At 63.2% G+C, this 14,753-nt stretch carries 15 protein-coding genes; 7 read left to right on the top strand and 8 right to left on the bottom strand.

What is annotated here, in order from left to right; all coding sequences use genetic code 11:
- Window positions 1–288: LysR family transcriptional regulator (locus tag VG320_RS25550; RefSeq protein ID WP_327202852.1), on the bottom strand; the 288-nt coding region annotated here is incomplete at its 3' end.
- Between the two features lie 151 nt (window positions 289–439).
- On the opposite strand from VG320_RS25550, the gene VG320_RS25545 reads away from it, so the two are divergent.
- Window positions 440–2,023, top strand: a complete 1,584-nt coding sequence (locus VG320_RS25545; RefSeq protein WP_414696118.1) for an MFS transporter — start codon at window positions 440–442, stop codon at window positions 2,021–2,023.
- Between the two features lie 267 nt (window positions 2,024–2,290).
- Window positions 2,291–3,427 (top strand): porin, encoded by a 1,137-nt coding sequence (locus VG320_RS25540; protein WP_327202851.1) that lies wholly within the window; start codon window positions 2,291–2,293, stop codon window positions 3,425–3,427.
- A 208-nt stretch (window positions 3,428–3,635) separates the two neighbouring features.
- On the opposite strand, the gene VG320_RS25535 is transcribed toward VG320_RS25540, so the two are convergent.
- Both VG320_RS25535 and VG320_RS25530 read right to left on the bottom strand, forming a co-directional pair.
- Window positions 3,636–4,166, bottom strand: a complete 531-nt coding sequence (locus tag VG320_RS25535; protein ID WP_327202850.1) for a hypothetical protein — start codon at window positions 4,164–4,166, stop codon at window positions 3,636–3,638.
- Window positions 4,167–4,174: 8 nt separating this feature from the next.
- Entirely contained in the window at window positions 4,175–6,229 is a 2,055-nt protein-coding gene (locus VG320_RS25530; RefSeq protein ID WP_327202849.1) for an alkyl/aryl-sulfatase, read from the bottom strand.
- A gap of 304 nt (window positions 6,230–6,533) precedes the next feature.
- Between VG320_RS25530 and VG320_RS25525 the strand changes: the two genes are divergently transcribed.
- A complete protein-coding gene (locus VG320_RS25525) occupies window positions 6,534–8,087 on the top strand; it encodes a methyl-accepting chemotaxis protein (protein WP_327202848.1) in 1,554 nt (517 codons plus the stop codon).
- 7 nt (window positions 8,088–8,094) lie between these two features.
- Here VG320_RS25525 and VG320_RS25520 read toward each other — a convergent pair whose 3' ends face one another.
- Window positions 8,095–9,426: a cation:proton antiporter gene (locus tag VG320_RS25520; protein ID WP_327202847.1), complete on the bottom strand. Its 1,332-nt coding sequence runs from the start codon at window positions 9,424–9,426 to the stop codon at window positions 8,095–8,097.
- Between the two features lie 184 nt (window positions 9,427–9,610).
- Between VG320_RS25520 and VG320_RS25515 the strand changes: the two genes are divergently transcribed.
- Entirely contained in the window at window positions 9,611–10,084 is a 474-nt protein-coding gene (locus VG320_RS25515) for a PRC-barrel domain-containing protein (protein ID WP_327202846.1), read from the top strand.
- A gap of 60 nt (window positions 10,085–10,144) precedes the next feature.
- On the opposite strand, the gene VG320_RS25510 is transcribed toward VG320_RS25515, so the two are convergent.
- Both VG320_RS25510 and VG320_RS31225 read right to left on the bottom strand, forming a co-directional pair.
- Window positions 10,145–10,399 (bottom strand): DUF6723 family protein, encoded by a 255-nt coding sequence (locus VG320_RS25510; RefSeq protein WP_327202845.1) that lies wholly within the window; start codon window positions 10,397–10,399, stop codon window positions 10,145–10,147.
- Window positions 10,400–10,424: 25 nt separating this feature from the next.
- Window positions 10,425–10,661: a hypothetical protein gene (locus VG320_RS31225; RefSeq protein WP_414696119.1), complete on the bottom strand. Its 237-nt coding sequence runs from the start codon at window positions 10,659–10,661 to the stop codon at window positions 10,425–10,427.
- Between the two features lie 267 nt (window positions 10,662–10,928).
- Here VG320_RS31225 and VG320_RS25500 point away from each other — a divergent pair, with 267 nt between their 5' ends.
- Together VG320_RS25500 and VG320_RS25495 are read left to right on the top strand one after the other, a co-directional pair.
- Window positions 10,929–11,189 (top strand): DUF1488 domain-containing protein, encoded by a 261-nt coding sequence (locus tag VG320_RS25500; protein ID WP_327202843.1) that lies wholly within the window; start codon window positions 10,929–10,931, stop codon window positions 11,187–11,189.
- Between the two features lie 111 nt (window positions 11,190–11,300).
- Entirely contained in the window at window positions 11,301–11,912 is a 612-nt protein-coding gene (locus VG320_RS25495; protein ID WP_327202842.1) for a polysaccharide deacetylase family protein, read from the top strand.
- Here the strand turns inward: VG320_RS25495 and VG320_RS25490 are convergent.
- Entirely contained in the window at window positions 11,859–12,857 is a 999-nt protein-coding gene (locus tag VG320_RS25490; protein WP_327202841.1) for a phosphotransferase enzyme family protein, read from the bottom strand. The two genes, VG320_RS25495 and VG320_RS25490, sit on opposite strands and share 54 nt — an antisense overlap.
- A 16-nt stretch (window positions 12,858–12,873) precedes the next feature.
- Between VG320_RS25490 and VG320_RS25485 the strand changes: the two genes are divergently transcribed.
- Entirely contained in the window at window positions 12,874–13,566 is a 693-nt protein-coding gene (locus VG320_RS25485; protein WP_327202840.1) for a cephalosporin hydroxylase family protein, read from the top strand.
- Here the strand turns inward: VG320_RS25485 and VG320_RS25480 are convergent.
- A complete protein-coding gene (locus tag VG320_RS25480) occupies window positions 13,520–14,752 on the bottom strand; it encodes a glycosyltransferase (RefSeq protein ID WP_327202839.1) in 1,233 nt (410 codons plus the stop codon). The genes VG320_RS25485 and VG320_RS25480 overlap by 47 nt on opposite strands.
- Window position 14,753: the final 1 nt, after the last annotated feature.

The raw sequence follows: 14,753 nt of genomic DNA, 5'->3' as shown, positions 1-14,753 counted from the left end.
GCGCAGGCGGCCGCTTGGCTCGATGCCACTGTGGTCGAGCGCCGCCTCGGCGTTGTCGAGTTCGGCTAGTGCGCGCACGCAGCCTTCGTAGTACGACTGCCCTTCGGCCGTGAGCGACTGGCTGCGCGTGCTGCGATGAAGGAGCCGCGCGCCCAGGCGCGCCTCCAGCCGGCTGATGGCCTTGCCGACCGCCGAGCGCGTGAGGTTCATGCGTTCGGCCGCCAGCGCGAAGCTGCCCGCCTCCACCACCTGAACAAAAGTGGCCACGCCGTCGAGATTGTCCTTCATCTGCTGCCCCGGTTATTGGTTCCACACAGGAAACCATAGTGGGAACGAAACGCGTCAATCGGAGAATTATATTCCTCTAGACTGCTCTGGAACATCCGGTGACGCCCTGCACGCTGTTCAGCGGCGTCACGCACTCTTTCTGGAGTCCGTCATGCAGGTCAGTGAAATCGAGCGCGACACCCCCACCGTCGCTACGCCACCCATACCGTTGCGCACGCAACGGAATACCCTCGCATTGATCGCCGTCTGTCTCGCGGCGATGATGTTCGCGCTGGAAATCTCCAGCGTGCCGGTGATCCTGCCGACACTCGAAGTCGTGCTGCACGGCGACTTCAAGCAGATTCAATGGATCATGAATGCCTACACCATCGCCTGCACGACGGTGCTCATGGCGACCGGCACACTCGCGGACCGCTTCGGGCGCAAGCGCATCTTTATCGGCTCGATCGTGCTGTTCGGCATTGCGTCGTTGCTGTGCGGGCTGGCGTGGAATTCGGCCATGCTGATCGCGAGCCGCGTGTTGCAGGGCGCAAGCGGCGGCGCCATGCTCATCTGCCTCGTGGCGGTGCTCTCGCATCAGTTCCAGGAAGGCGCGCAACGGGCACGGGCATTCAGCGCGTGGGGCATTGTGCTTGGCATTGGACTGGGCTTTGGGCCGATCGTGGGCGGTGCGATTGTCGCGCTCTCTAGTTGGCAATGGGTGTTCTGGATTCACGTAGGACTTGCCGTGGCGACGCTCGTGCTTGCCGTCGCCGGCGTGCAGGAATCGCGCGACCCACAGGCGCGCAGGCTCGACGTGTGGGGCATGGTTACGCTCTCGGCGGCGATCCTCGGCTTTGTCTGGTTCATCACGCAAGGCGCCGATGGCGGGTTCACGAGCGCATCGGGCCTCGCGATACTCGCCGCCAGTGCGGCGAGCCTCGCGGTGTTTTATGGCGTGGAAACGCGCATCGCGCACCCGATGTTCGACTTCTCGGTGTTCAAGGTGCGCAACTTCTCGGGCGCGTTGCTGGGGTCGGTCGGGATGAACTTCAGCTTCTGGGCCTTCATCATTTATCTGCCGATTTATTTCCAGCGTGCGCTCGGCGAAGGGCCGGTCGCAGCGGGGCTTTCGTTGCTCGCCTATACGCTGCCGACGCTTGTGTTTCCGCCAATCGGCGAACGGCTCGCGCTGCGTTATAAGCCTTCACTCGTGATTCCTGGCGGCCTGCTCACCATCGGCCTGGGCTTCTTTCTGATGTGGGTGGGCAGCCGCAGCGGCCCCGCAGGCGCACTGGGGGTACTGCCCGGGTGCCTGCTCGCGGGAGCGGGCCTAGGTCTGACCAATACGCCGGTGACGAACACGACCACGGGTTCGGTCAGCGCTGCGCGCGCCGGCATGGCATCCGGAATTGACATGAGCGCGCGCATGATTACGCTCGCGATCAATATCGCGTTGATGGGCTTTTTGCTGGTGGAAAGCGTTTCGCAGCGGCTGCAAGCGGCGCTGGGCGCCAATTCCGCTGACGTATCGTGGAACGCGTTGGCGAGCCGCGTCGCCGCGGGCGACCTGGTGCCGGCAATTGCGGCGCCATTCACAGGCGCAACCGCGACGAACGCGCAACGTTTCGAAGCGATCAGCCGCGATGCGCTCATTCACGGCTTCGGCGTACTCATGCTCTACGGCGCGACGGCCGTGATCCTGCTGGCCGCATTGAGCTTCTGCATTTTCCGCTCGAAGCGGGCGTCAGGCTGATCGACCGGCCGATTATTGCAGGCCGCGATGTTGCACATATGCGACTCACGGAAACGCCAAAGAAGCGCCAAAACACGCGCTCGCGACGCCGCAAGGCCTCGCGAGCGTTATTACATCTACCTTTACGAGATTTATTTCAGTTTTTTGAATCGATTCTTCCATATTCTGGAAGAGACCGTGCGCCAGCCGCAGAGCATTTCCGTCACAGCCCTTTTCTATACTCGCCGTCGTCTCAACCCAGCGTACCTATAGAACTGGAGTCACACAGTGAAAAAAATCTCGATCGCCGTGGCATGCCTGAGCGCATTTGCCGCTGCATCCGCCCACGCTCAAAGCTCGGTCACCCTGTACGGTCTCGTCGATGCCGGCATCGCCTATACGAACAACGTGGGCGGTAGCGGCCGCGTTGCGCTCGCGAGCGGCAACATCAGTGGCAGCCGCTTCGGCCTCAAGGGCGCCGAAGACCTCGGCGGCGGCCTGAAAGCCATCTTCGTGCTCGAAAACGGCTTTAGCGTCGCCAACGGTACGCTGGGCCAGAACAGCCGCATGTTCGGCCGCCAGGCTTATGTGGGCCTGAGCAGCAACGCCTTCGGTACGCTCACGATGGGCCGCCAGTACGACGACGTGGTGGACTTCGTCTCGCCGCTGTCGGCCACGGCCGGCACCTTCGGCGACTCGGGCTTCGCGCACCCGTACGACAACGACAACCTCCAGCACAGCGTGCGCTTCAACAACTCGGTCAAGTACACGAGCCTGAACTACGGCGGCTTCAAGTTCGGCGGCATGTACGCGTTCAGCAACAGCACCGAATTCGCCGTGAGCCGCGCCTACAGCGCTGCCGCAAGCTACACCTACGGTCCGTTGACGGCAGCAGCCGGCTACCTGCAGACCAACGGCTCGGGCTCGAAGACGGGCACCGCGTTCACCAACACCACGGGCGCAGTCGACCAGGCCGAAGTCAAGGGCAGCCTCACGTCCGACGTGCAACGTACCGCCGCCGCCGGCCTGAACTACGCGTTCGGCCCGGCTGTCGTGGGCTTCGTCTATTCGCACAGCCAGTACCAGGGCACGAGCGCCTTCGGTCTGAGCAACGGCTCGGTGCGCTTCGACAACTACGAAGTCAACGGCATGTACAACTTCACGCCCGCCTTCAAGGCCGGCCTGTCGTACACGTACACCGACGGCCATCTGAACGGCGCGACATCGTACGGCGCAGATCCGAAGTGGAACCAGGTGAACGCGATCGCGCGTTACTCGCTGTCCAAGCGCACCGAAGTCTACGCAGAAGCGATGTACGAGCACGCGACCGGCAACAAGAACGTCGCGAATATGTACAACTCGGGCGGCGCTTCGTCGACGGGTAATCAGGTGATGGGCGCCGTGGGCATGCTCACGCGCTTCTGATTTTGCTGTAACGCTGCAAGAGGGAAACGGCGGCGCAGGCTTCATTGCGAAGCCGCTGCCGTTTCCCTTTCGATGTGAGTCTTTCTTCTCCGGATGGAGTGCGGGATATATTCAGGATCGCTATGTAATGGCGATGCGAAGTCATATCGCACACTACGTCCTTTGCGCCCGTCCTTTCAGGACGGGCTTTTTTATGGCGCCAGGCGACTCACAACGATGCGAGTGCGACAACCGCGTCGGCGCGATTGAGCATACGTGTGAGCGACAACGCAGCGGCTTCGGGCGCATCGACGAGAAAGAGCGATGCGTCCAGCGCGTGCGCCATGTCGAAGCGGCCTGCCAGCCAGCCACGCAAGGCCGCTTCGGACGTGACGACGATATTGCTGCGCCCCGCGTCCTCCGTTGCGTTGACGTCCGGCATGGGCGGCACGATATCGGGATCGAAGCCTTCTGTCGTCGCGTGAAAAAAGCCCCAGGTGTCGTTCTCGATCAGCAGCACGTAGAAGTCAGGCAGCGCCAGCAAATCCTCTGTGCCGTGGCCTTCCTCCACGCGCGCCTGCAACAGGTTCAAGGTATCGACAGCGGCCATGCGCTTGCGCGCCGCCGACAGCGCGCCCTCGTCGATCGTCATTTCGTCCACCATTCCGGCGTCGATCGCTTTTCGCGTGGCGACCGCCACGCTCAGCGCAAGCGGGTGGCCAATGCTGAACTCGATCTTGAACTCGCAGATTGCACACATGGGCCACCTCAGGGCGTGACGATGTTGAACCAGAAGTCGAAGGTATCGAGCCACGAGACGAATTCGCCGAGTCTCTGGCTGTTGCCGTCGATCTTCGCATTGCCCGCCATCACGAGCTTCTGCATATTGGTCTTGCCCATCATGATGGCGTTGAGATCGGCGCGCGTCATCGTGACGGTGGCATCCGCCGAGTCGGAGCGCGTGTTGCGCGAGTAATGCAGCGCGCTGTTTTCCACGCCAAGCACATAGTTCTCTTTCGTGTCGGTCAGCACGAGATTAAAGGAGGCGGTTTTGCCGGCTGCCCGATCGCCATTGAGCCGGATGCCCAGATAGTCGAGGAACATGTCGAGCGGCATGGCCTGAATGGTGTCGGGGCTTTGCGGTTGCGGCGCGGGAAGCTGCCTCACGCCGTTGCGCAACTCCATCGCGCCCGTCAGATAGAAGTTGCGCCAGGACGCCGATTCGGACTGATAGCCCAGTTGCTCGTAGGTATCGGCCAATAGCTGTTTGGCCGCCGCATTCTGCGGTTCCGCGAACACCACATGATTGACGACCTCGGCGACCCAGCGATAGTCACCCTTGCTGAAATAGCCGCGCGCCTTACTCAGTACCGCGGCAGACCCGCCCATGAACTCGACGTAACGCTTGCCGGCTTCGGTGGGTGGCAGCCGGTGCAGATTGGCCGGCACGCCGTCGAAGAAACCGAGGCGCAGGTTGTATTGAGCGACCGCGTCGTGATAGACCGTTCCGTAGTAGCTGCGGCAATACCAGTGCTTCGCGAGGCTGTCCGGCAGACGCATTGCTTCGCCGATTTCCAGTGGCGTGAGGCCCTGATTGGCCATGCGCAAGGTCTGGTCGTGCAGATAGCGGAACATATCCCTTTGCGCACGCAGGAACGGGACGATCCGTTCATTGCCCCATGTTGGCCAGTAGTGCGAAGCAAATAGCACCTGAACGTCGGCGCCGAACATATCGAGCGACGTCTGCAAATATTTCGACCAGAGCAGACCGTCGCGCATTTTGGCGCCACGCAGCGTGTACAGATTATGAAGCGTATGGGTGGCGTCTTCGGCGGCGCAAAACGCCTTGTACTTCGGGATATAGAACATGAACTCGGACGGCGCCTCGGATTCCGGCGCCATCAGGATCACAATCTCCACGCCATCCAGCGTCAACTTCTGACCGGTCTTTTCGGCGAACTGGGTCGGCACCGCCAGCGTGATTGTGCCCACCGAAGTTGTCTTGCCAAGGCCGCCATCCACGATGCCGGTGGCGCTACGCGGCAATAGCGAGCGGTACATGAAACTCGCGCGCCGCCCCATTGCGTTACCCGCAATGATGTTCTCGCCAACTGCGGCCTCCGTGAAGCCCGCTGGCGCCACGACCTGCACTTTGCCTGACTTCAGATCGTCGTCGCTGGCGAGACCTCGCACGCCGCCGTAGTGGTCGACGTGGCTGTGCGTGTAGATGATGTGCGTAATCGGCTTGTCGCCCAGATGCGGAATGACGAGTTGTTTCCATACCGTCGAGGCCACCTCCGTCGTGATAAACGGATCGACCACGATATAGCCGCGATCGCCACGAATGATGCTCATGACCGACAGATCGTAGCCACGCACCTGCCAGATGCCATCGACGACCTGAAACAGACCATGATTCATATTGAGCTTGGCGTTGCGCCAGAGGCTCGGATTGACCGTGGGCGGCGCGTTGTTTTCCGGGCCGCCACTGACAAAGGCGAATTGCTGCAAGTCCCATGCGTTGACGCCGCCCGGGCCTGGAATGACGACCGGTTCGGGCAGCGTTGCGATCAGGCCGCGTTTGGCGTCCTCGAAATCCTGCGCATCGGCAAAAGAAAGAAAATCGGCGTATTGCTTGTTCAACCCCATCGTTGCAGACGTAGCGGGTTTCGATGCCGGGGTGGTGGGCGTGGCGGCACTCGCGGCCTGGGCCAGCGATTCGCCAACGACGCCGGAGAATCCACTCGCGACGCTCGCCACCGCGACGTTGCGCAGGAATGCTCTTCTTCCTTCTGATCTGGCTTCCTCGTCAAATTCAGACATGACCACCTCCAATGATTTGCGAACTTTCGGTGTCCGTATGAGTGACCGCGTGACTTTGATACAGCCGTATTAACCCGGACAATTGTCTGTAGTTTTTGCCGACGGAGGATATAGGGACTTCGGGCAGCGTCATTGCCCCAAAGGGCAACTTTAAAAATCAATCGAAGCGGCGATGGCGTATGCCCCATTCACCTTCGCCACGATGTTCTGCGGGTAAACACCGCCCGCCCAACAATTAATTTTTCACCCAGACCTGCCGTTATACTTTCCATATACGGTGTATCGTTTCGCATATGGAACAATAATGAAAAGCTTGACGATCAATCTGCGCCTCGCGCTGACGGTGATGACGCTCGGGGCGCTGGTCATCGCGATGGGTGTCGTAAGTCTGTTCGGCATGGACATGACCAATCGCGCGCAGCACGACGCTTACGCGGTGCATTTCGCTTCGGCGGTTGCGCTCGGCAAATCGGGGACAGCGATGTCGCGCGCCCGCTTCGGTCTCGACTGGGCGATGGCCAATCCGCATTCGCCTCAACTCGGCGCGCAGCTCGACCGCGCGCAGGCGCTGCTCGCCGAATCGGACCGCTGGTGGCAGCAGTTTCGCGCGCTGCCCAAAACGCCCGAACTGCAAACGCTCACCGACGATCTCGACGCGAAGCGCACCGCCGTGCGCCGCGATGCCATCGATCGCCTGATCGCTGCGATCCGCAGCGGCGACTCCACCTGGATGGACGAGCGCCGCGCCGCCGAACTGATCGGGCTCTATACGGCGATGAACGCAAGCCAGGGGGCGCTTGAGCACTATCTCGACGATGCCGCGCGCCAGGCCGATGCTGATTCCAGCGCGCGCTTTCACACGCTCGGCGTGATCTGCGGCGCGAGCATTGTGCTGGCGCTACTGATTGCGTTTCTGAGCTGGCGTGGTTTGCGCCGCGCCGTGATGGTTCCGCTGCGTGCGGCCATGGCGCATTTCGATGCGATTGCGGCGGGCGACCTGACAACGCGCGTGAGCGCGCATCGCAACGATGAAATGGGCGCGCTGCTCGTTGGACTTGCGGCGATGCAGACGCGTTTGCGCGAGACGATGGATCAGGTGCGCGTGGGCGCGAATGCGATGGCGACGGCCACGCAGCAGATCGCGAGCGGCAACCTCGATCTGTCACAGCGCACCGAGGAACAAGCCTCGTCGCTCGCACAGACGGCGTCGGCCATGCAAGAGTTGATCGGCACCGTGCAGGCCAACGCGCTCAATGCGCAGCAGGCGCGCGAGCTGGCGCTGGGCGCCGCCGACGTGGCCGGTCGCGGGCGCGACGCCGTCACGCGCATGGAGCACACCATGCATGAGATTCATGCCAGCTCGTCGAAGATGACCGACATTATCGGCACGATCGAAAGCATCGCATTCCAGACTAATATTCTCGCGCTCAATGCAGCGGTCGAAGCCGCGCGCGCCGGCGAAGAAGGACGCGGCTTCGCCGTGGTCGCGGGCGAAGTGCGCAGCCTCGCGCAGCGCGCTTCGGCGGCGGCCAAGGAGATCGGCACGCTGATCGCGGGCTCGACCGGACGCGTCGCCACTGGCGCGACGCTCGTCACCGAGGCCAGCGGCGCGATGGAGGCGATCCAGTCTTCCACCACGCGCGTGGCCACGCTGATCCATGAGATCGCGTCCGCATCGCGCGAGCAGAGCGACGGCATCGAGCAGGTGGGTCTCGCGGTCACGCAGATGGACGAGGTCACGCAGCAGAACGCGGCGCTCGTCGAGCAAAGCGCGGCGGCCGCGTCGTCGCTTGCCGATCACGCGCATTCGCTCAATGCGCTGGTGGCGGCGTTCAAGGTCGAAGGGGCGCTGGCGTGAGGCCGCGCTAAACGCTGCTCGAACGCTCGCGCCGATCCTGCGCGCGCCGGTAATAACGCCGCAACACATAGCCCGCCGTCGATCCGTGCAGCGCCACCGAAATCACAATGGCGTCGAGCGCCGCGGCGAGCACCGGCTGCAAGGTGTCGCCTGCCTGGTCGAGTCCCCATATGGCGTAATAGAACGCGCCCACGCCGCGTATGCCCATCCACGCCATCAGGCGGCGCTGCTGGCCGTCGGCGCGCGCGCCAATCATCGAGCCCATCACCGCGAGCGGCCGCACCACGAACACCAGCGCCAGTGCGATCGCAAGCGCCTGCGGCTCCAGCATGTCGCGCCAGTGTGCGGAAACCACGCAGCCGATGATGAGCAGCAGCGACAGCTCCGCGAAGTGCTCGATTTCCAGCGTGAAGCCCGTCATGCCTTCCGCGAGCCAGACATGCGCGCGGCGCGGATCGGTGGCGACTTCGGTACGCTCGCCCAGTTGCACCGTTTCCAGTGTCTCGGCCGGGCTGTGCTGCTCGCCCGTGGCGCGCAATTCGGCATGACGCAGCGCGACGCCGGCCGCGAACACCGCCACGAAGGCATACGCGTGCACGAGGAGGGCCGCGCCATATGTCACCGACATCAGCCCGATCGCAATGAAACCATCAACCCCGACCGCCTCGCCGTAACGCGTACGCAAGTGAAACACGAGCCGCGCGCATAACGTCGCCAGCCCCGCGCCGATCAGCAATGCGCCCGCCACGCCCCAAAGCAGCGACGCCGCGAACATAAGCGCGCTTTGCGTGGCGGCAGCCGGCACGCCGCAGAGCGCAAGGCCGAGCAGTGCAAACGGCAGCGCCGCGCCGTCGTTGAGTCCGCCCTCGCCCGAAAGCGCGAAACGCACCGGCTCGGCGTCGCCCGCTTCGTGCACGCGCAGCTCGTTGGCAAGCACCGGATCGGTGGGCGCGAGCGCGGCGGCAAGAAAGAGCGCCACACCGGCGGGCATGCCCATCGCCCATGCCAGAGCGAACGTGAGCGCGACGCTCAATATCATCGCGAGCACGCCAAGCCTTAAGGGCAAGCGCCACAACGGATCGCGCAAACGCACGCGCAGATGCATGCCGACCGAAAACAGCGACACCACCAGCCCGGCCTCGGCGATCACGGTGAGCGTACGCACCGATTGCGCAAGGTCCGCATTCACGAGGCCAAGCACGCCGGGGCCGACAATCACGCCCGCCACCAGATAAATCATCGCGCCCGTGAGCGGCAGGCGCGCGATGGGACCGCGCGCAAGCGCCACGAACATCAGCAACACGCCGACGATCAAAAACCAGAGTGCTTCGTGCGGCATCGCGCCTCGTGTGGTTCGCGCGCCCCACGAATCATCGTGGGGCGCAATCGCAATGATGCGCAACGGCCGTGCCGGACACGAGCGGGGCCGCGTCGGGTCCGCGCGTTGCGCAAACAGGCATGCAGTGCCCACTGACCTATGACGACCTGTGATGCCCGCAGCGTCAGCGATTCAAGGAGCCATCATGTCCATTCCCACTCAATCGACTCGACCTTCAGCAGGCGGCGCGCGCATCGTCGGCGCGAGCGGCGAGAGTTCCGGCGGCCCCGGTCCGTATGTCATGGCCGCCAGCACCCTGGAAGGCGACCGCGTATACAGTTCGGATAACGAAGAAATCGGCAAGATCAAGGAAATCATGCTCGACGTCCAACAGGGCCGCATTGTCTACGCGGTGATGTCGAGCGGCGGCTTTCTCGGCATCGGCGACAAGTTGCTGGCCTTGCCATGGGTGGCGCTCGCACTCGATGCGCAGCGCAAGTGCTTCGTGCTCAACGTCACCGGCGAGCGCGTCAAGAATGCGCCCGGTTTCGACAAGGACCACTGGCCGGCGATGGCCGACATCGGCTGGGCCACTACCCTGCATGAATACTACGGCGTGCGTACGCAGTGGCAGAACGATCCCGCCGAGCCGCCCGAGGCCGGCGGCGTCAAACTGTAAAGCACGCAGCGCGCGGTCTACTGTGGCGGGGTGACGGCTCAACCCCGCTCAACCCGCGGCTCATGCCTCCGGACTGGCGATATCGAGCCGTACCAGTTCCTCCGCCATTTCGCACGCCGCGCGCCGGGCTTCCTCGCCGGTCGCGAACGGACCGGGCACCTGGCAGCCGTCGAACGGATAGATGATCTTGCCATCGGGCTTTCTGCGAATGCGCAGATAGCCGATATAGCGGCCAAGGGCGTTGACCTTCTGCCCGCACACCACGTCGTAATCCTCGGGGCCAAGGCCGCCGCCGGAAATCGTCGATTTATCCATGTCCACTCGATTCACGCGCGGCGTGCTATTGGCTCGCACCGTTCGCCGCGCCGGCCTTTTTCTCGGCCTTCTGGATATCGTCTGGATAATTGACGTTGTTTCTCGATGGGTTATAGCCGTTCTGTTCAAGCTTCTTCAATTCCGCGTTCTTGTGCGCGCGCGCCTGCTTGCGCGCCTCTTTACGCTGCGCCTTGGTCGGGTTCGCGCTCATGGACGTGTCGCTCGACGCGGTTTGCGCCTCGGCCTGCGCCGCCATCAGCATGAACGAAACGGCGGTCACGGTAACGATCATCAGGGAAGGACGGGTGGCCATTGCGGTTCTCCAGATAGATGAGGTGGGGATACGTTTGCTGGGGTCGATGCAAAATGGCCTGCGCAATCGGCGGGCCTGAACCATGGGGGCGCGGATTGATCGGAACGTTTGCCGGGTAGGACTGCGCCTTGCGAAAACGCTGAGGCCAGGGTGAACCACGCCCGGCTTTCCTGCCAATCACGCAAAGTCACGCATAGTCACGCAAGGAGGAATCCAATGAGGATCGAATTTACGAACCGCCGTCACGCCGTAGCGGCTTCGCGCATCGCTTTCGAAGCCCAGGTGGACGATCGGCCCGTATGGTGCAGCGTGTCGATGGACGCGCTCAACGATCGCTTCGACCATGAAGCCACGTCGTCGCATGCGCTGCTAAGCGCATTCGATGCGAACCGCCTGCGCATCGAAAAGGCCGCGCGCAACGCGCTGTCGAAGAACGGCGGCCAATCGGTCGAACTCGAAACGAACGACATCAAGTAGTGTTCAACGGGGCCAGGCGTTCGCGCGGTTCAGCTTGTGGATATGCTGATACAGTGCGTCCTGGCCCCTGTTTTGAGCGGTCGGATTTTCTTTTCGACTGCCGCAATCTTCATGTCCCCTTGCGTTCGGCTTACCTTCGACGACGGTCCTGGCCCTTCTACGCCGCATTTGCTGGACGTGCTCAAGCGCGCTTCATGCGAGGTCACGTTTTTTGTGCTCGGCAAACACCTCGCGCAACACCCTGAGGTTGGCGCGCGAATACTGCGCGAAGGACATGCGCTCGGCAATCACACATGGACGCATGCACGTCCCGGCGATCTGCGCGAAAAAGAACTGATCGAGGAAATTGAAGCGACCGACGCGCTAATTCGGGCGGCCCATAAGCAGGCGGATCTGAGCGTTGCGCCGGCCATCGCGCTACGGCTGCCCTATGGCCTTCAAGCGCAGGACCCGCGCGCGCCTGTGCTCGAACATCTCTCGCGCGCGCATTCAGGCTGGACGCTGATTCCCGACGACTGGCAACGCCCCGCGCCCGCGCCTCAAGCGCTCGCCGACATCATGCGCGGGCACATCGCCACTCAAACCGCTCAAGGGCACGAAGCCGTCATCTGCCTGCACGATGGCTCACGGCATGGCGACGCGCGCCCCGCCACGGTGGAAGCCGTGCGCTTACTTCTGGGCGACGCCCACTGGCGCATCGCTGCGCGTGGCGGTGCCCAGTAGCTCGCGCCAGCATGCCAGAAAGCCCATTCCGGGCCCGGCCGACCAGAGGCCACGCTGCGCGGCCTCCAGATGGATCAATACCTGGTCGGTGCAAAACAGACGCATCAGCGCGACGGATCGGGCGCGCAACCAACCCGGAGGTTCTTCGGCGCTCGTCCCTGCATAAGCCTCAAGGCCCGCACGCCAGATCGATTCGTCGAAAACAAAGCGATCTTCCACACTCGCGTCGCGCGACAGCGCGAACAACGCAAACGCCGCTTCGAGCCAGCGCGAACCCTGCCCGACATCGTCGAAGTCGATTACGCCCGCCAGCATCTGGCCTTCGAATAGCAGATTGCCCGCGTGATAATCGCCGTGCAGCCATTGTGCGGGGTCATCGACCCACTCAGCGGCTTGCGCAAGCAACGCTTCCATACACGCCATCAGCGGCGAATACTGCGGCAGTAAAGCGGCGTTTAAATCGGGCGTCTGGCGCGCGGCCACGCGGGCGTGGCGCGCCTGCAACCACGCCACCGGGCTGGCGTCGTGCGCGCGAAGCGTCGCCATCGCGGCATGCAGTTGCGCAAGCGTACGCATGGCGACAATCGCTGCTCGCCGCGCATCGTCGGGCATGCCTGGTTCGCCGTCGATCGATTCGAACAGATGCAGCCAGCCGCCATACGCCGCCTGCGCGCCGGGCTGACCGGATAACGTCGGCAACAGGCGAGGCAATGCCGGTAAATGAGGGCGGCTGGATAGATGCGTCAGCATCATGGCCTCGCGCTCGATCTGCGCGAGGGTTTTGCCCGGCCATGACACGCGCAGGATCGCTGCGCGCGCAACGTGATGCACGCGATACGTTTTGTTAGTATGGCCCGACGACAACGCCTGCAGATGCACGGCGCGCACGTTCCAGTGCTCCAGCAGCATCGATTCGAGCATTTCCGGTGTTTCCACGACTCTCATTCTCCCTGCATTGACCATGTCTGATCGCATCTCGACCCGCATGCGGGACGTCAATATCGAATGGCTCACGCGCGCCGCCGAATTCGATCACCTGTTCCAGACGCGCTGGTTGGGCGAGCGCTTTTTCCACCTGCCCGGCGACATGCTCGCCATCCAGGAACTGGTCTGGCAGGTGCGGCCGCGATACATCGTGCAGACCGGCATCGCGGCGGGTGGCGGTGCGGTCTTTTCCGCGTCGATGCAGGAACTCGTGGGCGGCGAAGGTCGCGTCATCGCCATCGATCCGCGCCTGCGCGCCGAGGTCAAGGATCGCCTGCAGGCTCACCGCCTCGCGCATCGCATGACCCTGATCGAAGGCGAATCCTGCGCACCGGCCACGCTCGCCGCTGTGCGCGAGCATATCGGCGCCGATGCACCGGTTCTCGTGATACTCGATCTCACGCACACGCACGACCACGTTTTGCGCGAGCTGGAATGCTACGCGGAACTCGTCACGCCCGGCAGCTATGTGATCGTGATGGACACCATCATGGAGTATCTGCCCGAGTCGATGTTCGATGGCAAACCTTATGGACGTGGCAACAATCCCGCCACGGCAACCCAGGCCTTTCTCGAACGCGACCATCGTTTCAACGTCGATGGCGATATTGAGGACCGCGTGCTCATGACGCTGTCACCGGGTGGCTTTCTGAAGCGAGTACGCCAATGAGACGCGCGGCCTGCGCCGAGCCGTCGCGCGCGTAGCTCGCGCGAATCTGCGCGGCATGCTCGCGCAGCGGGCCAGGCCGCAGCAATATGGCCAGCGCAGCGGCAATCTCCGCAACCGTCGCCGTCTGCAGATCGAGGCGAATGCCCGCGCCCGCGCGCTCGACGAAATGCGCCGAATGAAACTGGTCGTTGCAGAACGGCGAAAGCAGCATCGGCACGCCGCACGCTAGCGATTCCATCACCGAATTCGCGCCGCCGTGATTGACGAATACCTGAGCGCGCTCCAGCACCGCGAGTTGGGGCGCATAGCGCACGGCAATCACACGCGCATCGTCGTGCGGCAGCAGATCCGTATCGACGAGGTCGCCCACGGAAAGCACCAGTTGCACGGGCAATCCGCGCGCCGCCGCAATCACTTTATTGAACACTTCAGGATGCCAGTAAAGCTGGCTGCCGAGCGACATATAGATCATCGGCAGCGTGCCATCCAGACGATGCCAGGGGAAATCGGCCTCGTCGCCGCGCGCTCCCGCAGGCATGGCCGGCCCGACCAGTTCCACGCCTGGCGGCGGCGCGCCCACCAGCGCTTCGGTCGTCAACGCCAGCGTCAGATAGGGCGAAAGCACATCGCAGCCGCGAAAACCCGCCTGCATGCCATACGAAGCAAACAGGCGCTCGCGCTCGGGTGCGATCCAGCGCACCGTGTTCAATAGTTCGGAATCCAGATCATCAGGCAGTACCGGATTGAGCGAATTGGACAGCGCAACCCACGGCTTGCCCTCCAGATGCGCAGCAATCGCCGACGCATAGTGCAGCGGATCGATCACCACCACGCCGGGCTGCCAGTCGCGGATGATCGCGCGGATGCCCTCCACCTGCCCCGGCGTTTCGTCGATCAGCAGCGTGCGGATCCAGTTGCGCAGCCACGCGGCGTCGCGGATCTTGTCGGCAAAGACCGCGCCGCGCGAAAGCTCGTGGCGCTCACCTTCCGCCGCTGGTGGATGTTCCTCGGCTTGCGCGCGCGGACCGAGAAAGGCGAATGCGCCAGCGCCTTCGAGTTGCGCGGCGATATCGGCGGGCGCGTAGAAGCCCACTTCGAAGCCCGCCGCCTGAAGCCGCTGCGCCGGGCCAATGCAGGGGTTGAGGTGACCTTTCTCGGGCACCACGCAGAAAAGGATACGTTTCATG

It is taken from the genome of Paraburkholderia sp., from assembly GCF_035948235.1.
GTDB lineage: Bacteria > Pseudomonadota > Gammaproteobacteria > Burkholderiales > Burkholderiaceae > Paraburkholderia.
This window is presented reverse-complemented; position numbering and strand designations above follow the sequence as displayed.